At 37.6% G+C, this 23,734-nt stretch carries 18 protein-coding genes and 1 pseudogene; 18 read left to right on the top strand and 1 reads right to left on the bottom strand.

From position 1 onward, the window contains the following. Positions 1 to 3 precede the first annotated feature (3 nt). The 10 genes from G525_RS0104505 (at position 4) to G525_RS22490 (ending at position 11,499) form a co-directional block, all read left to right on the top strand. Positions 4 to 1,530, top strand: coding sequence for a RagB/SusD family nutrient uptake outer membrane protein (locus tag G525_RS0104505; protein WP_027125091.1), 1,527 nt, complete (start codon positions 4 to 6; stop codon positions 1,528 to 1,530). 65 nt (positions 1,531 to 1,595) lie between these two features. After that, complete coding sequence (locus G525_RS0104500) at positions 1,596 to 2,780, top strand: cellulase family glycosylhydrolase (protein ID WP_051209800.1); 1,185 nt, start codon at positions 1,596 to 1,598, stop codon at positions 2,778 to 2,780. Between the two features lie 49 nt (positions 2,781 to 2,829). After that, positions 2,830 to 3,876 carry a glycoside hydrolase family 43 protein gene (locus G525_RS0104495; RefSeq protein ID WP_245577726.1) on the top strand — a complete coding sequence of 349 codons (1,047 nt, stop codon included), beginning with the start codon at positions 2,830 to 2,832 and terminating at the stop codon, positions 3,874 to 3,876. Positions 3,877 to 3,962: 86 nt separating this feature from the next. Next, positions 3,963 to 5,768, top strand: coding sequence for a glycoside hydrolase family 2 protein (locus G525_RS0104490; RefSeq protein ID WP_027125088.1), 1,806 nt, complete (start codon positions 3,963 to 3,965; stop codon positions 5,766 to 5,768). 17 nt (positions 5,769 to 5,785) lie between these two features. After that, on the top strand, positions 5,786 to 6,820 hold the full coding sequence (locus tag G525_RS0104485; protein ID WP_157491882.1) for a glycoside hydrolase family 43 protein: 1,035 nt from the start codon (positions 5,786 to 5,788) through the stop codon (positions 6,818 to 6,820). A gap of 48 nt (positions 6,821 to 6,868) precedes the next feature. After that, complete coding sequence (locus tag G525_RS0104480) at positions 6,869 to 8,053, top strand: aldose epimerase family protein (RefSeq protein ID WP_027125086.1); 1,185 nt, start codon at positions 6,869 to 6,871, stop codon at positions 8,051 to 8,053. 71 nt (positions 8,054 to 8,124) lie between these two features. Continuing rightward, the gene (locus G525_RS20245; RefSeq protein WP_051209798.1) at positions 8,125 to 9,192 is read left to right on the top strand and encodes a glycoside hydrolase family 43 protein; all 1,068 of its coding nucleotides are present in this window, start codon (positions 8,125 to 8,127) and stop codon (positions 9,190 to 9,192) included. Between the two features lie 15 nt (positions 9,193 to 9,207). Continuing rightward, positions 9,208 to 10,209, top strand: coding sequence for a glycoside hydrolase family 43 protein (locus G525_RS0104470; protein ID WP_027125085.1), 1,002 nt, complete (start codon positions 9,208 to 9,210; stop codon positions 10,207 to 10,209). Between the two features lie 137 nt (positions 10,210 to 10,346). Further along, positions 10,347 to 11,264 (top strand): glycoside hydrolase family 172 protein, encoded by a 918-nt coding sequence (locus tag G525_RS20240; protein WP_211222907.1) that lies wholly within the window; start codon positions 10,347 to 10,349, stop codon positions 11,262 to 11,264. Further along, a complete protein-coding gene (locus G525_RS22490) occupies positions 11,191 to 11,499 on the top strand; it encodes a DUF2961 domain-containing protein (protein ID WP_211222917.1) in 309 nt (102 codons plus the stop codon). The genes G525_RS20240 and G525_RS22490 overlap by 74 nt, the downstream gene beginning before the upstream one ends. A gap of 665 nt (positions 11,500 to 12,164) precedes the next feature. Here the strand turns inward: G525_RS22490 and G525_RS22000 are convergent. Further along, positions 12,165 to 13,278, bottom strand: a pseudogene (locus G525_RS22000) (IS4 family transposase). A gap of 1,224 nt (positions 13,279 to 14,502) precedes the next feature. Between G525_RS22000 and G525_RS0104440 the strand changes: the two are divergent. The 8 genes from G525_RS0104440 to G525_RS20230 all read left to right on the top strand — a co-directional run bounded on the left by G525_RS0104440 (position 14,503) and on the right by G525_RS20230 (position 23,697). Beyond that, complete coding sequence (locus G525_RS0104440) at positions 14,503 to 15,519, top strand: glycoside hydrolase family 5 protein (RefSeq protein ID WP_211222906.1); 1,017 nt, start codon at positions 14,503 to 14,505, stop codon at positions 15,517 to 15,519. A 17-nt stretch (positions 15,520 to 15,536) separates the two neighbouring features. Beyond that, positions 15,537 to 16,418: an AraC family transcriptional regulator gene (locus tag G525_RS0104435; protein WP_027125080.1), complete on the top strand. Its 882-nt coding sequence runs from the start codon at positions 15,537 to 15,539 to the stop codon at positions 16,416 to 16,418. A 30-nt stretch (positions 16,419 to 16,448) separates the two neighbouring features. Beyond that, on the top strand, positions 16,449 to 17,543 hold the full coding sequence (locus G525_RS20235; RefSeq protein WP_084647703.1) for an SGNH/GDSL hydrolase family protein: 1,095 nt from the start codon (positions 16,449 to 16,451) through the stop codon (positions 17,541 to 17,543). Between the two features lie 2 nt (positions 17,544 to 17,545). Continuing rightward, a complete protein-coding gene (mgrA, locus tag G525_RS0104425) occupies positions 17,546 to 18,541 on the top strand; it encodes an L-glyceraldehyde 3-phosphate reductase (RefSeq protein WP_027125079.1) in 996 nt (331 codons plus the stop codon). Between the two features lie 3 nt (positions 18,542 to 18,544). Continuing rightward, the gene (locus tag G525_RS0104420) at positions 18,545 to 19,912 is read left to right on the top strand and encodes a sialate O-acetylesterase (protein ID WP_027125078.1); all 1,368 of its coding nucleotides are present in this window, start codon (positions 18,545 to 18,547) and stop codon (positions 19,910 to 19,912) included. 60 nt (positions 19,913 to 19,972) lie between these two features. Further along, positions 19,973 to 22,219, top strand: coding sequence for a beta-glucosidase BglX (gene bglX / locus G525_RS0104415; RefSeq protein WP_245577732.1), 2,247 nt, complete (start codon positions 19,973 to 19,975; stop codon positions 22,217 to 22,219). Between the two features lie 27 nt (positions 22,220 to 22,246). Beyond that, entirely contained in the window at positions 22,247 to 22,498 is a 252-nt protein-coding gene (locus tag G525_RS21625) for a hypothetical protein (protein ID WP_051209794.1), read from the top strand. Between the two features lie 65 nt (positions 22,499 to 22,563). After that, positions 22,564 to 23,697, top strand: coding sequence for a TolB family protein (locus tag G525_RS20230; RefSeq protein WP_051209792.1), 1,134 nt, complete (start codon positions 22,564 to 22,566; stop codon positions 23,695 to 23,697). Positions 23,698 to 23,734 lie beyond the last annotated feature (37 nt).

Genomic DNA, 23,734 nt, shown 5'->3' with positions numbered 1-23,734 from the left:
ATCATGAAAAAAATATCAATAGTACTGACGGTCGTTATAAGTTTATTTTGGACAGTTTCTTGTCACGACGACTTAGATCTTTCGAGCCCAAATGCTCTCACCACAGACCAATTTTGGGCAACTGAAAGTGATGCGCAACAAGGTGTAAATTCAATTTACGCTATGTTTTATAAAGAAGGAACTTGGGCGCGATGGATGTATTTTCGCCTAGACTTAACCTCTGATGAAGGCTATAGTGATAGTCCGTGGATTGAATTGGCAGATTGGACCCGTTTTAATTATATAAATTATAACTTTTGGGAAGGTAACGTTAATACTTGGAGGGATACCTATAAAGCCATTTTTAGATGTAATCAAGTGCTCTCCAATGTTCCGGATATTGATTTTCAAAATGAAGCCGATAAAAAAGCAATTATTGCACAGGCTAAGTTTTTCAGAGCATTTTATTATTACTACGCCGCTCTCTTATGGGAAGATGTGCCAATTATTTTAGAACCATCGGATCCGCTTGATAAACCACAACAGAACACCCTATCAGAAGTTTGGGTACAAATTGAGAAAGATTTAAATGAAGCGTTTCCAGATTTACCGCTAACATGGGGGGCAAACGATGTTGGTCGACCAGATAAAGGGGCTGCCAAAGCCATGCTCGCTAAAACATATATGCAACAACGTAAATGGGATGAAGCTAAAACAGCTCTAGATTTCTTAGTTACCGGAGAGGGCGCGAAATATAGTTTGGTTGATAATTACAAAGATAATTTTACGGATATTAATGAAAATAACAGTGAATCAGTATTTGAAATTCAATACGGCGATCAAAGAAAAGGTGGTACTGGCGAAAGTACGGACGCAGCCGTATCTACCAATCGACCACAATTTTTTGCCCCTAATGGAATTGGATGGTCTGATGGAAGAGCAAGATTTTGGTTAGTGGATGCCTTTAAAAATGAAAAGGACAAAAATGGTGGTATTGATTCTCGTTTAAGAGCTACCTTATTTTACCCAGACTTGTATAAGGACTTTGGAGATAAGGTGTACAATAGAGATTGGCAATGGGGAGATAAAGAGTCTTGGTTTAGAAAAGGAGCAAGGGATTATTATCGAGATAATGAAGACTACTTTTCTCAAGTAAATTACCGCCTCATAAGATACGCAGATATCTTACTTCGATATGCTGAAGTCTTAAACGAACAAGGCAAAACTTCTGAGGCATATCAATATGTTGATATGGTTAGAGAAAGAGCCAATATGGTGCCTCTATCCATTGCTTATCCAGAAATAGGTAATGATAAAGATAAATTTTTGGAACGTTTGAAAATTGAAAGAGTTTTAGAACTCGCTGGAGAAAGTGTGCGTTGGGGCGACCTAAAACGATGGGGAGACTTGGATAATCAAACCAAGGTGGATAAAATAGCTGAAAGAGATCCCGATTTTAATAATTTCATAGTGGGCAAGCACCATCGATTGCCAATCCCTCAAGTCGATGTAGAGAATAATCCAAATTTGAACCAACATCCAGAATATTAACACAGGTGATCTAAATAGGTTTATACCTGATGAAAACTCTTCAAAACAATTAAATATTTTTAATAATGATAAATAAAAATAGTTATATCATAATTATATTCCTAGCTAGTTTGTTTTTCGGTTGTATCAATACGAATTCAAAAAAAGAAGCCGCTGAAATTAATAAAGAGCCCGAAGATACTGCCCTTGTCAACAGAAGCATATGGACTTCTGCAGAAGCTAATGAATGGTATGATAAGCTACCATGGTTGGTTGGCGCTAATTATTCTCCAAGCACAGCCATTAATCAACTAGAAATGTGGCAAGCTGATACGTTCAACCCATCTCGTATTGATGAAGAATTAGGTTGGGCAGAAAGCTTGGGAATGAATACAATGCGTGTTTATTTACATGATTTACTGCATAAAGAAGATCCAGAGGGCTTGTTTGAACGAATGGAGACCTTTTTACAGATTGCAGATAAACATAATATCAATATTTTGTTTGTACTATTTGATTCTTGCTGGGATCCTTTTCCAGAGACAGGAAAGCAACGAGAACCTAAGCCTCATGTTCATAATTCTGGGTGGGTTCAAAGTCCAGGACAAATAGCGTTGCAAGATGAGAAACAGGAGCCACGTTTAGAGAAATATGTTAAGGAAACTATTTCACGATTTAAGGATGACCATCGCATTCTGGGCTGGGATGTTTGGAACGAGCCAGATAATATGACAGGACCTTCCTATGAAAAGGTGTCGCTTCCTAATAAGGTGGATTTGGTTTATAAGTTATTAGAGAAAACGTTTATCTGGGCTAGAGAAGCTAACCCTTCACAACCATTGACATCAGGTGTGTGGGCTGGCGATTGGAGTAATCACGATACGATGAAGCCAATCTTCAAATTGCAGCTGAGCCAATCAGACGTGATTTCGTTTCATAATTATGACAAGCCTGAAGATTTTTTGAATCGGATTAATGAGTTGAAGCGCTACAACAAGCCAATTTTATGTACTGAATATATGGCACGTCCAAATGGAAGTACTTTCCAAGGATTTTTGCCAATTGCAAAAAAGCACAAAATTGCAATGTATAATTGGGGCTTTGTAGATGGCAAAACACAGACTAAATACCCTTGGGATAGTTGGACAAAAACTTATACAGCCGAACCTAAACTATGGTTTCATGATATTTTTAGAGAAGATGGTACACCTTATAACACTGAAGAAACTGAATTTATAAAAAATATAATTTCTGAAGGAAACTCAAAATAAGAAGTAATAATATAAGAATACACTACCCAAGTGGTATGAAAATTTATTAATGATGAAAAAACAAGATTTATTAGTAATGTTTTTATTGTGCATTACATTGTGTATGCACCCGCAGCAGCCTGATCCGCCTGGTCAAATAACAAATGATGAATCACCAATAAATGAAGCCTATTTATTTGCGCATATGATGCACGGAGATTATGGAAAACTATATTACTCCGTGAGCTTAGATGGGTTACATTGGGAAATTTTAAATAATGGAAAGCGGGTATTCGAAGAGTATAAAGGGCACCCAGATATTTGCAAAGGTCCTAATGGCGATTATTATATTGCGGGTAACACCGACGATGGGTCGCCAGATATCAATATCTGGGTCTCCAAAGATCTTATAAATTGGAAGCTGCATTCGGTTTACACTCCAAATTTAAAAAGTACCCCTGGGTATAGCGAAGCTTTACAAAGAATTGGAGCACCTAAATTGTATTATGATGAAGACTCGTCAAAATTCATAATGACCTGGCATACGCCACATAAGGAAGGAACAAAAGAAGATCCTGAACGTTATTGGGCAAGTCAAAGAACATTATATGTCTTATCTGATGATTTAAAATCATTTGACGAAACCCCTCAACGTTTGTTTGATTGGGACATGGGGACCATTGATGTTTTTATAAGAAAAGTAGGAGAGTCATATTATGCAGTGATTAAGGATGAAACTTACCCAACCTTGTATTGGACCACAGGAAAAACTATTCGTATTTCAAAAGCACCGTCGCTTTTAGGACCATATTCTCTGCCTGGTGATCCAATCAGTCCCAATTTTAGAGAGGCACCAATGTTGATTCCCTCTCCAAATGATAAGATTTGGTATATGTATTATGAACAGTACCCTGGAGTCTCTTATGGTTTATCCATTGCAGATAATATAGACGGACCTTGGTACCAGGCATCAGGATATACTTTTTATAGCGATTGGGATAAATACAGTTTGCCTGAAAAAGTGCGTCATGGGTGTATGATTACAATCTCAAAAATAGAATACGACAATTTGGTAAATAAATTTGGCATTACAAAAGAAACAACAACTAAGAAATAGATTTTGAGTTAGTTAGCTTTTCAAATTATCGAGAATTTTAAATTCTCGATAATTTGAATTTTTTTAGAGATCTTAAAATTACAGTTATGAAAAAAAATATACTCGTAGTATTTATTAGTTTAATAGGAATTGGCGCTTTCGCACAATGGAAACCACAAGGGGATAAACTTAAAACAAAATGGGGCGAAAACCTCGATCCAAACAATGTGTTACAAGAATATCCACGCCCCATAATGGTTCGCGATGACTGGAAAAATCTAAATGGTTTGTGGAATTACGCCATCCAAAAAGCAGGGCAAACCAAGCCGAAATCTTATGATGGAAAAATCTTAGTTCCGTTTGCAGTGGAATCGAGCTTATCGGGAGTGATGAAAGAAGTGGGTGAGGAAAATGAACTGTGGTATGAAACCGATTTTAGCATTCCATCAAATTGGCGTGGTAAAAATGTGCTTTTGCATTTTGGTGCTGTAGATTGGAGATCAGAGATTTGGTTGAACGGAGTTAAAATTGGACACCATGAAGGTGGCTATACACCTTTCTCTTTTGATATCACACCCTATATTACAGATAAAAATCAAAAATTAATAGTTAAGGTCTGGGACCCCACAAATGAAGGTCCACAACCAAGAGGTAAACAAGTAAAAAAACCAGAAGGGATCTATTATACGCCGGTAACTGGCATATGGCAAACTGTTTGGTTGGAGCCCGTCAGCAAAAAATATGTCACCAATCTTAAAACTACTACAGATATTGATTTGGGTATTTTTACCTTAGAAACTCAGATTGAAGGAGCAGCTTACGGCGATATTTTGGAGGTGGAGGTGTTTGATAATAACACCACAATTGCCACCGTGAAAGCTGCAGTTGGCCAAAAGTTAGAAATCCCAATACCCGACGCAAAATTATGGACTCCCGAAAATCCTATCTTATACAACAGCACAGTGAAAATCGTGAGCAATGGGAAAACTTCCGATATCATTAAAAGTTATTTTGCTATGAGAAAAATCTCTAAAAAAAGAGATGAAAACGGAATTGTCAGAATGCAGTTGAATAATAAAGATTATTTCCATTTTGGACCACTCGATCAGGGCTGGTGGCCAGATGGTTTATATACTGCCCCTACGGATGAAGCCTTAAAATACGATATCATTAAAACAAAGGAGCTGGGGTTTAATATGATCAGAAAACATGTTAAAGTAGAACCTGCACGGTGGTACACGCATTGTGATCAACTTGGGATACTAGTTTGGCAAGACATGCCAAGTGGAGATACACAACCCATTTGGCAAATGCATAATTATTTTAACGGAAACGAATTGGTTCGCACAGTAAAATCTGAAGCTATTTATAGAAAGGAATGGAGGGAAATTATTGACTATTTATATTCATACCCGAGTATTGTAGTTTGGGTGCCATTTAACGAAGCTTGGGGTCAGTTTAAAACAGAGGAAATTACAGAATGGACCCAAGCTTATGACCCTAGTAGACTTATAAATTCTGCAAGTGGTGGTAACCATTTCCAAACTGGAGACATTTTGGATTTACATAATTATCCGGAACCAAATCTGTATTTGTATGATGCGAATAGAGTCACTGTTCTAGGCGAATACGGTGGCATTGGGCTGCCTTTAGAAGGACACTTATGGAATAAGGATGGTAATTGGGGATATATAAAATTTAAAAATTCTGAAGAAACTACTTCAGAGTACGTTAAATATGCCAATAAACTAAAAAAGTTGGTACAAGTTGGGTTTTCTGCAGCTGTTTATACACAAACGACAGATGTGGAGGGTGAGGTCAATGGTTTTATGACTTATGATAGAAAAGTTGATAAAATGGACATTGATAAAGTGAAAAAGGTAAATCAGGAAGTTATTGGTATAATTAAATAAGACTTAATTTTAAAAACATGAAAATCAGAGCTTGGATTTTAAGTATAAATTTATTAGTTGTAGGTATTTCATTTGTATCAGCACAAAAACAATTCAGTAATCCCATATTGAGTTCAGGAGCTGATCCATATAGTACCTATCACGACGGTTATTATTACTACACCCATACCATGCAAAATAAATTAGTTCTGTGGAAGACAAAAAACTTGGCTGATTTAAAAAACGCAGAAAGAAAAACGGTATGGACCGCTCCAAAAGGAACCATGTATTCCCATGATATTTGGGCTCCAGAATTTCATTTTATAAACAATAAATGGTATGTATATTTTGCTGCAGATGATGGTAATAATGATACACATCGAATGTATGTTTTAGAGAATAATTCAGAAGACCCATTTAAAGGTACCTTTGAGTTTAAAGGTAAGATTGCGGCAGAAACAGATAAATGGGCAATTGATGGCAATGTGTTTTCGTATAAAAATCAACTTTATATGATTTGGTCAGGTTGGGAAGGAGACGTAAATGGTCAACAAAATATATACATTGCCAAAATGAAAAACCCATTGGAAATTGAAGGGGACCGCGTATTAATTTCAAAACCAACCTATCCCTGGGAATTGCATGGCTCATTGCATGATGACATAAATCCACCCCAAGTAAATGTTAATGAAGGTCCCCAGTTTTTAGAACACAAAGATCGCATCTTTATAGTTTTTTCTGCCAGCGGATGTTGGACAGATCATTACAGTTTGGGTATTCTGAGCTTTGAGGGAACCTCCTTATTAGATGCTGATTCATGGGTAAAGTCTAAAGAACCAATATTTCAACAATCTAAATCCAACCAAGTTTTTGCCCCTGGGCATAATTCATTTTTTAAATCACCAAATGGTGAAGAAGATTGGATATTATATCATGATAATTCGAATCCATGTGATGGATGTGGAGAGAAAAGATCGCCTCGAATGCAAAAGATTAGTTGGGATGAAAACGGCTTCCCTGTAATTGGAATTCCAGCTAAGGAAGGGGTATTATTGGACATACCTGCAGAATAAAAAAACAGGGCTCTATAATTTTTGTGCAAATATGTTAACTATAGTGTTATGAAAAAAAATAAATTTCTTATGCTTTTGACTATTGTTTTGTTTTTTCAATTGTCTTGTAAAGAGGCTGCTAATGATAAAGCGACCTTCAAAACAGAACCTAATACAAGTGAGAATGAAGCGGCACCATACAATCTGGATGAACAATACTTCAATTCAACTATTGATGGAAAGGAAGCAAAATTGTTCTGGATATCTAATGACGGGATTAAAGTGGCTATAACCAATTATGGGGGACGCATTGTCGGGTTATGGGTAAATGATATAAATGGAAATTCTACAGATGTCGTGGTGGGACTGGATAGTGCCAAAAAGTTCAAAGAATCGACTGAACCTTATTTTGGAGCAATCATAGGAAGAGTTGGAAATCGCATTGCAAAAGGTAAATTTACTTTAAATGGTAAAGAATATAACATTCCTACTAATAATGGAGACAATACGCTTCATGGTGGACCAGATGGATTCCATAATGTTGTATGGAATGCAGAAAAAACTGATGCTCATACATTAGAGTTGACCTATACGTCGCAGGATATGGAAATGGGATTTCCTGGGAATTTAAAGGTTAAAGTTACTTATAATGCAACTTCAGACCAAGGTCTTAAAATAGAATATGAGGCTACAACGGATGAAATTACGCCTGTTAATTTGACAAACCATGCGTTTTTTAATTTGAATGGAGAGGGCAGTGGCACCATTTTAAACCATGTGGTGCAATTCAATGCAGATAAATACACACCGGTAGATTCGGGTTTGATTCCTACAGGAAAGTTAGAAAGTGTAAAAGGAACGCCCTTCGATTTTACCACACCGCATACCATTGGTGACCGAATTGAAACTATAAACCAACAATTAACCAACGGTCAAGGATATGATCATAATTTTGTGCTTAAGGGTACGAAGGAAAATGGGATGAATTATGTAGGTTCCATTACCGGAGATAGGTCGCAAATTAAAATGGAAGTCTATACTGAGGAGCCTGGAATCCAGTTTTATAGTGGTAATTTTATGCAAAGTAAAAATACATTTAAATCTGGAGCCAAGGATGATTATAGAACGGCCTTTGCATTAGAAACGCAACATTTTCCAGACGCGCCCAATCATCCCCAGTTTCCATCCATCATGTTGAGTCCAAAGGATACCTATCACACAGTTTCTGTCTATAAATTTTCAATTAATAAGTAGAATAAAGATCATCAATAGATGTCGTTCAAAACAGATAATAAAATTCTGAAAATGCCTAAAATTTTAATAAAATGAAATTAGGACTGTATGGTTTGACATTATTTTTATGGGGTTTCGCCGTGCAAGGATGTTATTCTCAAGTTGAAGGAGTTAAGAAAAATAAGCTTTTAGATACACAGAATATTCAAAGTACCTATAAAAATCCGGTTTTCAACCAAAATTTTCCGGATCCTACAATTATCAAAGCTGCAGGTGGTTTTTACTACGGATACGGTACAAATTCAAAGGTGAATGGTAACGCCATTCACATTCAAGTAATAAGATCTAAAAACTTAATTGATTGGGAGTTTATAGGTGATGCATTACCGGAAAAACCGTCATGGGCATATAAAGACTTTTGGGCACCTGATGTACTTTATGATGACAAGTTACAGACATACTTTTTATATTATTCTGGAGAGAATAATGAAACTATGGGGAAATGTTTAGGAGTGGCAACTTCAAAGTCACCTGAAGGTCCATTTATTGATAAAGGGACCCCCTTGTTATGCGGTGATGGATTTGTTAATATTGATCCAATGGCGGTGGATGATATCAATAATAATCAAAAATTTTTATTCTGGGGTTCTGGTTTTGAAGCGATAAAAGTACAAGAATTAGCCGAAGATCTCATGACCTTTAAGGAAGGCTCATCACCAAAAGAGTTGATACATCCCTTGACGAGTGGAGATCCTGAAAATTATGAAAATCTGATTGAAGGGGTTTTTATTACAAATGAATCCGGATATTATTACATGTATTATTCTGGAGATAATTGCTGTGGGCATAGTGCTCATTATGCAGTCATGATCGCGCGTTCTAAACATGCAACAGGACCTTATGAGAGCCATAAACAAGTTACAGGAAATCCAACTAATGTGATCTTGGAAAAAAATAATTCATGGATAGCGCCGGGACATAATTCTATAATAAAAGATGCAGCTAAACAGGAATGGATGTTCTATCACGCTATAGATGTAAATAACAAAAACAAAGGAAGGGTGATGTTACTGGATAAAATCATCTATAAAAATGGGTGGCCACAAATAGAGATGAACTCACCATCAACAGATGTTAAGGTTGCCCCAATAACACGATAGCATAATAAGATTAATATGAAAGTTTTAAATATAATTTTAGTGTTGTGTATAACCACTAGTTGTAGTACCATAAATGAACAACAATTTAGTTATATAAACCATAGTTTAGACCGAGATCAAATATATTTGGCTGATCCAACAATCTTTTATCACAACGAAGTCTACTACTTATATGGCACAGCGGATGCGGCACTGAAGGACATTGGAGAGGGGTTTATTGTGTATACTTCCAAAGATTTAAAAAAATGGAATGGTCCGATAGGTAAGTCCAACGGATTGGCATTGCAAAGAGGAGATGCTTTTGGGACAAAGGGATTTTGGGCACCTCAAGTGTTCAAATATCGTGATAAGTTCTACATGGCATACACTGCCGATGAAAAAATAGCAATGGCCACAAGTGATAATCTTTTGGGGCCTTTTAAAAGTATTGAAAAAGAGCCTATAGAAGCTAATGTTAAACAAATTGACCCGTTTATCTTTTTTGATACGGATGGGAAAAAATATTTATATCACGTACGGTTAACGGAAGGTAATCGCATTTTTGTTGCAGAACTGGAAGATGACCTGCTTCAGATTAAACAAGAAACTTTAAAAGAATGCATTGCCGCAAATTTAAATTGGGAGAATACTGCAGCTACTAATTGGCCAGTTGTTGAAGGACCAACTGTGTTGAAACATAAGGAGCTGTATTATTTGATTTATTCGGCCAATGACTTTAGAAACCCTTATTATGCCGTTGGTTACGCTACAGCTAAAAGTCCATTTGGTCCTTGGGAAAAATCAAAATTTAACCCAATTCTTCATAAAAACAGAGTGTCAGAAAATGGTACCGGTCATGGTGACATTTTTTTTAATAAAAATGGTCGGTTACAATATGTTCTGCACACACATTTATCTAACGAAAAGGTAAATCCTAGAAAGACTGTAATTTTAGATATCGAGTTTAAAAAGGATGTAAAAAGCCAACACGATAAATTGGAAGTTGGAAATAAATCTTTTCGTTTTTTGAAGTTCTGAGTTTTTGTGATTTATCGCGTTCTAATTTGATTCTCAAATCTCGACGATATGAATAGTAGGGGAACCATAGCTTATGCTGATATAATACAAATGGATAAATCTTTGGCAAAAAATTTAAATTGTTTAAAATAGATATTATGCAAAAATCAACTTTTATTATGAGTATTCTGTGGTTTTGTGCCTTTTCGGTAGCAACCGCTCAAAAATCACAAAGTGATAGTGGTTTAAATCCTAATTTGAGTAATATTTTCTTGCTTTCAGATGCTAAAACTAGATCTATTAGTCCCGAAAACATTACTGGAGAAGTTGGAAAAGGCGGCATGGCTGATTTAGGAAATGGAACGGGTAGTCATGCGGCAAGAGAACTTGGACAGGGGTGGAAAGTGAGCCCATCCGTTAAAATAGAAGCTGGACAAACCTTTACTTTGGCCGAAATTGACGGTAGTGGAGTTATCCAACATATTTGGATGACGCCAACCGGAAATTGGCGTTTTTCAATACTTCGGATGTATTGGGATGATGAAAAGGAGCCGTCCATTGAAGTACCAGTTGGTGATTTTTTTGGAATGGGTTGGGGAGAATATGCGCCTGTAAATTCGTTGCCAGTAACTGTAAACCCTGGAAGTGCATTTAATTCATACTGGCCAATGCCTTTTCGAAAAAAATGTAGAATTACAATGGAGAATATAGACTCACATGAAATGTTTCTCTATTATCAAATAGATTATAGCCTACTTTCTGTCCCAGATGATGCTGCTTACTTTCATGCCCAATTTAGAAGAAGCAATCCTACTGAAGGTGCTATGCATACCTTGGTTGATGGTATAAAAGGAAAAGGTCAGTACGTCGGGACCTTTATGGCGTGGCAAGTAAATAATAAAGGTTGGTGGGGCGAAGGAGAAATTAAATTCTTTATGGAAGGCGACAAGAAATTTCCAACCATTATAGGCACAGGAACCGAAGATTATTTTTTAGGATCCTATAATTTCGAAAATAAAAAGAAAAAAATACGAGAGTTATTCTACAGCTTATGCAGGACTCCACCAAATTGTTGAGCCGGACGGGCTTTATAATTCACAGCAACGTTTCGGAATGTATAGGTGGCATGTTCAGGATCCTATAAGGTTTAATAAAGAATTGAAGGTAAGCATTCAAGACTTGGGTTGGAGAAGTGACGGTCGTTACCTTCAGCAAAAATCGGATATCAGTTCAGTGGCCTATTGGTATCAAACTGAGCCTCATACAACATTTCCTAAATTACCTTCAAAAAATGATTTAGAAGTAAACTAATAAATTTAAAGGATGAGGCAAGTTTTAATTTTGTACTGTGATTTTTTCATGATTGTAACCTGAAAGTAAGATACAAAAAAGATGTTAAATAACACATCAAGCTTTGAAAATGACAAATTTGGCATGATGACTAATAATGAACTAGTTAATTTTTCTAATGTTAACCTTATTTGGACTGCTTTTAAATCTAACTAGGCCAATTGGTGAGAAATAAATTTGAATATTTACGCACCGAATTTAGTATCATTAATTTGTAATTATACACCTTTTAATTGGTGTAGAAGAAAATTTAAAAAGTATAAAAACATAATGTTTATTGAATTTTGTCGTCATTTAATAACGATTTCAGCCATGAAAAAAGGACTTCTTCTATTTCGTAACAATTGGATTATTAGAGCTTTAATATTCTGATGATGTTTATACGCACCGAATTCCGCACCTCTATAAGCTTATCAATTTTTGCAGTAAGTATGTTAATTATTAGTGCCTATTCTTCTTCTTCGCGAACATTTACCGGGATGATTAAGTAGTGAGAATTGCTCTAATTAGCTGGAGATATTGCATGTTTTAATTAATCAATAAGTTTTTATCATTGCTATCCGAAAGTTTTGACAAAAACACAAATAACAATTGGCATCCCCTATAAACAGATTGTTATTACTCAATTATGCTGAAAATAAGTCAGAACTGAATTCTAATTTCGGTTCTGATCTTATTCTTTTAGCTCCATTTCCAATTTCATTGCACACATAATCTAGACTTAGATAATAAACTAGGCAGATTCTGATTTTTTCAACCAAACTAGAGAAGGACTTGGTCTTCTTTGCTATTGTTTTATTAATCAATTCTATTAATAGATAACTTATCAGAGCAATGTAAATTTACGGTTTAACCGCATTTTCACTTGTGCCTAAGAATGTTTTTATTTGTAGATTTTGTTCCATTGCCTTGAAAAATAATTCTATGTCCCATCTCTTTTTGTAGAGGTCAGCTATGGTCCTGGCCGACCATTCTAAATTATTGGTTATTATTTCAATAACCTTGTTTTCATCTTGCCTGTAAACATGTACTAATCTTAATTGGTGCTCGTTATCTTGATTCGAGTAACGAAATATTTTCGGCACGAATACGTGTGAGCATTAAGGAAAAATCAAAATAGCCCCTATCTTCAACAACTATTGTCCCTTTTTTAAAGACCAACTGACCAATACCATAACGGTCATGTGTTTTGGCTTCGGTTATGTTGGCCAGGTCTGGAATCTGCAAATTGTCATCCCAACAGGTATGTATTTTTAATCCATCTTTTGCTGTCCGAAACTTTGCCCAATCAAACATGTTTAAACATAGACTGATCGTGGTGCTATCAATCAGTTTTATGGTCTGGTCTTTAATTTCGGCAATAATACGGCGTTGAGATTCATTTTTCAAAACCCACTCATAATGATTTAAGATCTTGTGGTACAAGGATTCAAATACTTTCCAATCCCGTTTTTTATGGCTATCACTCATCGTAGATCTTGCTGGACTTTGAGTTAAGCCTAAATCCGCAATAAAAGTCTCACTAACCCCGATCCCAGTGGAAATATCGTTTAATGTGTAACATTTATTTAGCTGTCCGTAAGTTAAAGCAGCAAATTGGTCGTAAGTCTTGTATTTACTAAACCCCTTGTCTGACTTGTGCGTTTTAGCACAAGACTCAATCATCCATCGAGGAAGAAGGTCAATAATTTGTAGAATAACTGGTTTTTTACTATTTTTGTTTCGCCTGAAAAGTCCCATAAAATTATTTTTTTTTCGCAAAACAAAAATAAGGGATTCTCAGGCACTTTTTATTTTAGACTTTCGGATGGTAGTGAAACTAACAATAATATTTGCATATACATATATTGTTATTGGGACCAGCAGCAATAATTCTTGGTTCTCTTGTTCTTAAATGTCATCACCAAAAGCTTATATTAATTTATTCAAGTTTTAATGCCATTAATGATTAAGCTGAACGCAATTTATTTTTCCAGTTACAAATGAAATCGATAATTTCTTAATTGATATTAAGCGCGATTCGGTGAGTAAATACATCTCATAATTTACGCACCGAATCCCTCACCTAATCTTTGAAATTATTTAAATTTGATTGATTTAATGTAAAAAAGTTAACAACCGGGAATATGTCGGTATTTGGTGCGATTTAATGGAAACGTTGTGGAGACAACGGGTTCAGAACCATTGACTTTATATTCTTTCGGAAATTCACATAAAAAAACCCTGTAATCATTTGATTATCAGGGTTTTAGCGGAGAAAGAGGGACTATTTGTTTTGTTTTAACGTACTGATAATAAAATAGTTGTATATGATTATATATGTTTACTCACCGAATTCCGCACCTACTTTGAATTATAGTACTTCATCCGAATAAATTTATCAAAATCTTCGAAAAAACAATATTCGAACGATTTCTATTTCACTTGGTTATCATAGCCGAATTTACGTGTCCTTGGACAAGCATCATGCCTACTGGGGGGGGTGCCCCTACAAAAGAAAGCCTGACCTCTTGGTTTGATGCAGGCGTGACTTGTGTTGGGATAGGTTCTAAACTTATAACAAGGGATAGTAGTGGGAATTTTAACTATGCCCAAATAGAGCAATTAACCAGACTGTCTATAGACTGCATACAACACTTTAAAAAGGTCGTGTCCTAAATTAGGTCTAACTGGTTCCTTTGTTATTTCTGGTTGATTTTACTTCAGTTCGTTTTAGTACTCTGAACAATGGCTAATGGTTTGCTGAATGGAATTCTAAACACCATCAATGATCGCAAAGTAGCATTATAAAGTACCCTAAAACTCAGATCCTTAGTGCTAAGGCATTGGTGAGTCCATCTGCTATCATACAAAATTGTCAATTTCATTTACTATTTAATCAAATCCTTCTTTTTATTTCGAGATTTGTCTTGAAACCAATAACTTGTCTCAGTAATTTGCCTTAGGGTCAAAAAATAGGAAGTAATGTATTTTAAAAATAGGATGGTTTTTTTGTGGAGTATATGTATTTTGGTTGTCGTTACCATGTCTGCTCAAAATGAACAGCAACGCATCTCCGTCGTGGGAAATGATTTTGTGAGCGCACAAAATGAAACTGTTATTTTTCGCGGACTTAACACAAGTGATCCGGACAAACTGGAAATCCAAGGGCATTGGAACAAATCTTATTTTGAGGAAATCAAGAAATGGGGCGCCAATATTGTTCGGTTGCCGGTGCATCCGTCCGCCTGGACACGACGCGGGAAAGAAAATTATCTAAACCTTTTGGACCAAGCGATAACATGGTCATCAGAGCTCGATTTATATATCATCATCGATTGGCATAGCATTGGCAATTTACGAACCGAAATGTACCATAACGACATTTATGATACCAGCCTAAAGCAAACCTATGATTTTTGGAGAACCATTGCCGTAAGATATGGAGATAATACAACGGTGGCTTTCTACGAACTGTTTAACGAGCCCACCACTTTTAACCATACCTTGGGCACCCTGACTTGGGAGCAGTGGAAAACAATAAATGAGGAACTGATCACTATTATTCGGGCTAATGGGGGTAAAGGAATTCCGTTGGTTGCCGGTTTTAATTGGGCCTATGATTTGACACCTGTTTTAAATGACCCTATTGCCGCAGAAGGTATTGGCTATGTTAGCCATCCCTATCCACAAAAAAGAGAAAAACCTTGGGAAGCCCAATGGACAGCAGATTGGGGTTTTGTCAAAGAGACATATCCGGTAATCCTTACGGAAATTGGGTTTAGTGGCCCTGATGATGTGGGGGCACACATGCCAGTAATCAGTGATGAATCTTACGGCGATGCCATTACCAATTACGCTGATGAACACGAAATTTCATATGTCATTTGGGTGTTTGATGCCGAGTGGGCGCCTCGTTTAATCGAAGATTGGGAGACCTATAAGCCCTCCCGCCATGGTACTTATTTTAAGAAAAAAATGCAGGGTTATAGCTATGATTAATGCTAATTGTCAACAAAATGAACGAAAATATCAACCGAGAAATAACACAACTAAAATCAGACGATGTTTTTTTGATTATAGATAGAGTCAAGCAAAAATTTGACTTTCCTATTCATTTTCATCCAGAATATGAACTGAATTTTATTCTTAATGGCAAAGGCGTTAGACGTGTAGTGGGAACCTCCATGGAAGAAATTGACGACATCGAATTGGTTTTGGTCGGGCCAAATTTGGAACATGGTTGGGAGACGCATAAGTGCAAAAGCGAAAATATTTACGAAATAACCATACAGTTTCATGAAGACTTGTTTAACCCTCGAGTATTGTCGTTAAAAAATTTCGCACCTATAAAAGATCTGTTTCATAAGTCGAAACATGGCATTCTTTTCGATGGAAATACGGCAATGAAGCTCCTGCCCAGAATAAAAGGATTAACTTCAACAAACGGCGTTACAGACTTTATTAAACTTGTGAAACTCCTTGAGGAACTTGCAGATTCTAAAAGCCAAAGGTTGCTATCACAAAATGTAGTGAGGGACAGCGAGTATGAAAATAGCGATAGAATAAGAAAGGTTCAGGAATTTATAAAACAAAACCATTCCCGTAAAATTACATTAAAGGAAATTTCGACATTGGTCAATATGAGCCAAAGCTCATTTAATAGATTTATAAAAAAACGTACGGGAAAAACATTTATAGAATACATGAACGATAAAAGAATAGGTCAGGCCACAGAGCTGCTTATTGAAACAGACATGTCAGTCGGGGAAATAGCCTACAAGTCCGGATTTAACAACATCGCCAATTTTAATCGGCTTTTCAAAAAATTAAAAAACACATCGCCAAGTAAGTTTAAATCAGAATTCAAATCGGTAAAAAGATTTGTAAAATCCTCTTAATGAGTTGGTCAAATAAAACAAATACTTCCAATGTTAAAATTTAGTATATTATCTATTTTGCTCATGTTATTGACTTCCAGAGAGACCAAACAATCCCTGCATAATTTTAATGCGTCCCATGAATTGCTGAAGTACTCTGGCAGGTATGAATTCTTAACAGATTCCACAAAAGCCTTAATTAGTTCAGGGGCCTATGTTCAATTTAATGTCCAAGGAGACTCCCTAAATATATACCTCCAAACAGCATCCAGTGCGAGGAATTATTATGTCATTACGGTGAATGGCACCTATAGAAAACGTTATAAAATTGAAGGGGATTCCATTCAAAAAATAGGTTTAAAACTACCGGCTTCCAACCAAAACACCATCGGAATTTATAAGGCAACGGAAGCCTTTAATGATAGGATTATATTTCATGGCATAGATGCCGAAGCTTTGCTCCCGCTAGGGGAAAAATCCTTAAAAGTAGAATTTATTGGTGATTCCATCACTTGTGCAGCTTTATCAGACACTAGCGATATGCCCTGCAATGAAGGCGAATACCAAGACCACCACAATGCTTATTTGTCTTATGGTGCAAGGATAGCTACGTTGTTAAACGCCGACTTTATGTTGAGTTCAGTGTCCGGAATTGGAATGTACCGAAACTGGAATGATGAACATTTGGAAGAGCCCGTTATGCCCCAAGTGTATGGCAATTTGTATTTGAATACGGACATGTCAAAGCCTTATGATTATTCATTTCATCCTGATATTACCACTATTTGTTTAGGCACTAATGACCTGTCTGAAGGCGATGGTCTTAAACCGCGTTTACCTTTTAATCCAGAAGAATATACAGAGCATTACATTCGTTTTATAGAAACCATTTATGCGCATTCCCCTGACACCAAAATTATTTTACTGAATAGCCCGATGATTCAAGGGGATAAGAATGAGACCTTGGTAGTCTGTTTAAAAAAGGTGCAAACGTATTTTAAAACCGATAAAAACAAGGAGATTACACTATTTGAATTTGACCATTTATATGTTAATGGTTGTAATTACCATCCAAGCACCGAAGAAAACAACATGATGGCAGAACAATTACTGCCCACTTTTAATACTTTATTGAACAAAGAATAACCATGAAAGACTATCTACCATCAGAACACAGATATGATACCATGCCTTACCGAAGATGTGGCAGAAGCGGCTTAAAATTACCAGAGATCTCATTGGGTTTGTGGCATAACTTTGGCCATGTCGACACGTTTGAAACAGTCAAAGACATTTTACATACCGCCTTTAATAACGGGATCACGCACTTTGATTTGGCAAATAATTACGGACCTCCCCCGGGTTCTGCTGAGGAAAATTTCGGTAAAATCCTGAAGCAGAGTTTTGCGTCCCACAGAGATGAATTGATAATTTCCAGCAAAGCAGGTTGGGGCATGTGGCCTGGGCCTTATGGCGATTTAGGTTCAAGAAAATACTTGATGGCCAGTTTGGACCAAAGTTTGAAACGCATGGGTTTGGACTATGTTGATATTTTTTACCATCACCGTCCTGACCCAGATACACCGCTTGAAGAAAGTATGGGAACCTTGGACCAAATTGTAAAGCAGGGGAAGGCTTTGTATGTTGGGATCTCGTCTTATAGTGCAGAAGACACCTTAAAGGCTTCAAAAATATTAAAAGACTTAGGCACACCCTGCTTAATTCACCAACCCCGTTATAATATGATGGACCGGTGGGTAGAAAATGGGTTGTTGGACGTTTTGGGAGATGAAGGGATTGGTTGCATCCCCTTTTCTCCATTAGAACAAGGCATTTTAACCGATAAATATCTCCAAGGCATTCCCGAAGATTCTAGAGCAGCAAAAAGCACAGGGTTTTTACAAGAAAATCAGGTCACGGACGCTGCAATAGCAAAGGCTAATAAATTAAATGCTATTGCAAAAGAACGCAACCAGAGTTTAGCCCAAATGGCTGTGGCCTGGTTATTAAAAGATGACCGAATTACTTCTGTTTTGGTAGGTGTAAGTAGTGAAAAACAGTTGTTGGAAAATCTGGACGCCTTAAAAAATAAAAACTTTTCAACGTCTGAATTAGAAGCCATTGAAACGATTTTAAAAACCTAAATTATGGCTAGACTTCTGTTATTTTTGTTTTTTATAATAGCTAATTGTTCCTTTGCAAATGTGACGCTTCCTTCTGTTTTTTCAGACCATATGGTGTTGCAGCAAAATGGAGAGGTTAAATTTTGGGGTTGGGCAAATCCCAATGAAACCATTAAGATTCAACCTTCATGGAGTGAGGGGGTATATGAAACAACAGCCAGTAATTTGGCACAATGGGAACTCAAGATAAAAACCCCAACCTATGGCGGGCCCTATTCCATTACAATTGAAGGGAACAATTTAATCACTATAAACGATGTTTTAATTGGCGAAGTATGGCTTTGTTCTGGCCAATCCAATATGGAAATGTCCGCCAGTTGGGGCATAAAAAACATGGACGAGGTTGAGAAGGCCACGCAACCCCACATTCGATTTTTTAACGTTCCAAAACTTACTGCAACGTCTCCCCAATTAAATGTACCAGCCATTTGGGAGGTTTGCACTCCAGAAATAATGAAAAACTCCAGTGCCGTAGCCTATTTTTTCGCCAAACGGTTACAGGAAGTCTCTAAAGGTATTCCTGTTGGATTACTGGTTTCTGCTTGGGGAGGAACGCCGGCCGAAATATGGGTGCCTGAAAATACCATCCAAAATAATGCCGTATTAGAGAGTGCTGCAAAAAAGCTGTCCCCTTCAAAATGGGGCCCAACCAAGCCTGGCCAGGCTTATAACGCCATGATCCATCCTTTGTCTGGCTTTTCGATGTCTGGTGCACTTTGGCATCAAGGCGAATCCAATGTGGGTTCGTTAGTCTATGACCAAACACTTACTGCTTTGATCACGTCGTGGAGAAGGCTTTGGCAAGATGAGTTCCCTTTTTATATTGTGCAAATTGCCCCGTATGATGATGGGTTTAAACATTTTGGAGGTGTTGACATCAGAAATGCCCAACGTAAAGTGTGCCATATTTTGGAGAATACAGGGTTGGTTGTGATTTCTGACATCTCTACGGTTGACGATATTCATCCCAAGGACAAAAAATCTGTAGGCATAAGGTTAGCCAATTTGGCTCTAAAACAGCATTATAAATCCATTGAAGGTGTGGTGGAAAGTCCAGAAATTGGCACTATAGATTTTGAAGGTAAAAATGCCATACTTCATTTTACAGATTCAGAAGGGCTTTATTTAAAAACAGAGGTGTCATTATTTGAAATTGCTGGGGCTGACCGTGTTTTTTATCCAGCAAGAGCTAAATTAAAAGATGAACAAATCCATATATCTTCAAAAAAGGTGAAAACCCCAAAATATGTGCGCTTTGCCTGGGGAAATGCCTTACAATCCAATGTGTTTAATTGTGCCAATTTACCCGCATCAAGCTTTACGACAGAATAATAAAAACCCACGCATATGAACTCTTTAAAATACGGTCTGTTATCCCTTATACTGTTGGCAATGACAATGACCGTTGCTCGTGCTCAAAAACAAGAAATGATGAAAAACACCAATCCAGAGATAGAATTTAAAATCGATTCGCTGCTACAGTTAATGACGGTAGAGGAAAAGGTAGGCCAAATGAATCAATATAATGGATTTTGGGATGTCACGGGACCCGCTCCCGAAGGTGGAAGTGCTGAAAAAAAATATGAACATTTACGCAAAGGTTGGGTGGGTTCCATGCTGTCTGTTAGAGGTGTAAAACAAGTGAGAGCCGTCCAAAAAATTGCTGTTGAAGAAACGCGATTGGGTATTCCGCTTATCATCGGTTTTGATGTCATCCATGGGTATAAAACTTTAAGCCCAATTCCGTTGGCAGAAGCCGCAAGTTGGGACTTGGAAGCGATTAAAAATTCGGCTAGTGTTGCCGCTGCCGAAGCGTCGGCCTCCGGGATTAACTGGACATTTGGACCCATGATGGATATTTCGCGTGATCCGCGTTGGGGGCGCGTCATGGAAGGCGCAGGTGAAGATGCTTTTTTGGGCAGTAGAATAGCTGAAGCCCGTGTACATGGTTTTCAAGGAGATGATCTATCTGCTGTGCATACCGTTGCGGCGTGCGCTAAACACTTTGCAGCCTATGGCTTTTCAGAATCAGGAAAAGAATATAATACGGTTGATATTGGTGCTTCCACACTCCATAATGTGGTGTTGCCACCCTTTAAGGCCGCCGTCAATGCCGGTGTTCGCACCGTCATGAATTCGTTCAATGAATTGAATGGCGTGCCCGTAACAGGAAGTTCTTATTTGCAAAGGGATATTTTGAAAGGCGAATGGGGTTTTGACGGTTTTGTGGTTTCTGATTGGGCGTCCATAAATGAAATGATCAATTGGGGGCATGCCAGAGATAAACGCGAGGCGGCACAAAAAGCGGTCACAGCAGGATCAGATATGGACATGGAAGGCAATGTTTATATTGAGGCATTGGCGCAATTGGTAAAAGATGGGGTGGTAGAGGAATCCCTTTTGGATGATGCCGTCAGACGAATTTTAAGAGTGAAGTATGAATTGGGATTGTTTGATGATCCTTACAAATATTGTGATGAGGCTCGGGAAAAGGAAACCATAGGAAATGCAAAACATCATGAAGCGGTATTGGATATGGCCAAAAAATCGATTGTGCTATTAAAAAATGACACTAATCTATTACCACTTAAAAAGGAGGGCCAAAAAATTGCTTTGATTGGTGCCTTGGCATCTGATAAATCGAGCCCGTTAGGGAGTTGGAGAATCGCCTCCGATGATGATACAGCGGTTTCCGTTTTAGAAGGCATGCAAAACTATTCCGGCAATTCACTCACGTATGCCAAAGGGGCTGATGTGTTTGTTGGCCAAGCACAATTTATTCAGGAAGTTGTCGTGAATGACGCCGACAAAAGCGGATTTGAAGAGGCTATTTCTGTTGCAAAAAATGCCGATGTTGTCGTTATGGTTTTAGGTGAACAGGGTTTCCAAACAGGTGAAGGACGCAGCCGAACCAATTTGCAATTGCCAGGGGTGCAGCAGGAATTATTGGAAGCGGTTTTTAAGGTAAATCCCAATGTTGTCTTAGTCTTGAACAATGGGCGTCCACTAGCTATTTCATGGGCAGATGCCCATATTCCAGCCATTGTGGAAGCTTGGCAATTGGGAACTGAAACCGGAAATGCGGTAGCGCAAGTGTTATATGGCGATTACAATCCGAGTGGAAAACTTCCAATGACCTTCCCAAGGAATGTTGGACAAGTACCTATTTATTACAATTTTAAAAACACGGGCAGACCAGATGATAAGGACGGCAATGTATTTTGGTCTCACTTTATAGATGTGGAAAAGACACCTTTGTATCCCTTCGGGCACGGGTTGAGTTATTCCACATTTGAGTATTCGGATTTGAAAATGGATGGAACTTCGTTTGAAACCGGAGCAGATATTGTTGTTTCGGTTCAGGTCCAAAACACGAGCCCCGTTGATGGAAAGGAAGTTGTGCAATTATACATCAGGGATTTGGTAGGAAGTATTACAAGGCCGGTTAAAGAGCTTAAAGGCTTTGAATTGGTGGAACTTAAAGCCGGAGAAACCAAAAGCATCCGCTTCAAGCTTAACAATGAGAGTCTCGGTTATTACAATAATGACGGAAAATTCATCGTAGAACCTGGGGATTTTAAAGTGTTTGTCGGGGGCAGTTCTATCACGAGGTTGGAGTCAGATTTTGAATTAAAATGAATTCCCTAGAATTTAACATCTTTCATCATGGTCTATAGTAATGACTTAGGGGTCTTTGAGCATCAAATAACGATTGGGAATCCTGAAAGCTACGGATTTGCCTCCTATGATCAAGAAGCACAGTTTTATACCTTTTCAGGAATGCAGGCCGAATTGCTGGCCACTTCTGATCAATTCCACTATTTATATAAAGCAATTAAAGGCAACTTTATTTTAAGAGCCATGTCAGGGTTGAAAATAACGGACCTAGTCCAAACCTTGAGTTTGGGTGGAGTGTAAGACATAGTTTAAGCGCCTATTCGCCTCATGTCAATGCCTGCATCCAAGGCGATGGATCAACTACCTTGAGTTATGGAGGTGAAGACGATTCGTCTTTTGAGCAAATAACCTCAACCGATCTTGCCCCCAATGTGATTCAGTTGGAACGAAAAGAGGGCGTTTATTGCCTGTCCACTGCAACATTGGGCAGGCCTTTTACAAGCATTGAAATTGAGGATGTTCAACTTCATAATGAGGTTTTTGTTGGGTTATATGCATGTAATGCAGCTCTTGATTTAAAAGAAACCATTGTTTTTAGTAATGTGAGGATCATAAAACCTGCAGCCGAAAAGTTTACGCCCTATGTGGATTATTTGGGGAGCCGGATGGAAATTATGGATATCGAAAACGGGCATCGAAAATTAGTGTTTTCCTCAGTTCATTCTTTACAAGCCCCTAATTGGATAAAGCAGGGTAAAGAACTTGTCTACAACTCTAACGGATTTTTATATAAATACAGCTTCGAAAATAAGCAGATCCGTCAAATTGCTTCTGGTTTTGCCCAAAACAATAATAATGACCATGTTTTTTCCTTTGATGGGAAATTATTGGGCATAAGTCATCACAATCAAGAGGATCAGGGCGACTCGTCCATTTATATAATGAATCCTGAAGGCGATCAATTCCCAAAGAAGATCACTAAAAATGGTGTGGGCGTTTCCTATTTACATGGCATTTCTCCGGATAATAAAACCATGATTTACACGGCCTATCGAAAAGGTAAATACGATATTTACGGAATAAATATTGAAACGCGAGAGGAATTTCAATTAACGGATACTAAAGATTTGGATGATGGTTCAGAATTCTCCCCGGATGGCAAACATATTTATTTTAATTCCAACCGGACTGGCAACATGCAGTTATGGCGAATGAAATCAGATGGGGGCAGTCCAGAGCAACTGACTTTTGATACCCATTATAAAGACTGGTTTCCACACATTTCACCTGATGGTAAATGGGTGGTTTTTATTTCATTTCCGCCAACCATAGGTTTTGGTGAACATTCTTTTTATCAACACTGCACCCTGCGTATCATGCCTGCCCAAGGCGGTGAGCCTAAAATAATCGCTTATATTTATGGCGGACAGGGAACGATAAATGTCCCGAGTTGGAATGACAATAGCAAACAAATTGCTTTTGTAACCAATAGTGATTAAGATGAAAGCATCAAAAACTACAGGGCAGTTTTAATGG

Origin of the sequence: Gelidibacter mesophilus DSM 14095 (assembly GCF_000423005.1) — a bacterium.
GTDB classification, from domain to species: Bacteria; Bacteroidota; Bacteroidia; order Flavobacteriales; family Flavobacteriaceae; genus Gelidibacter; species Gelidibacter mesophilus.
Note: the sequence above shows the minus strand (reverse complement) of the source record. Positions and strands in the feature narration are given on the sequence as shown.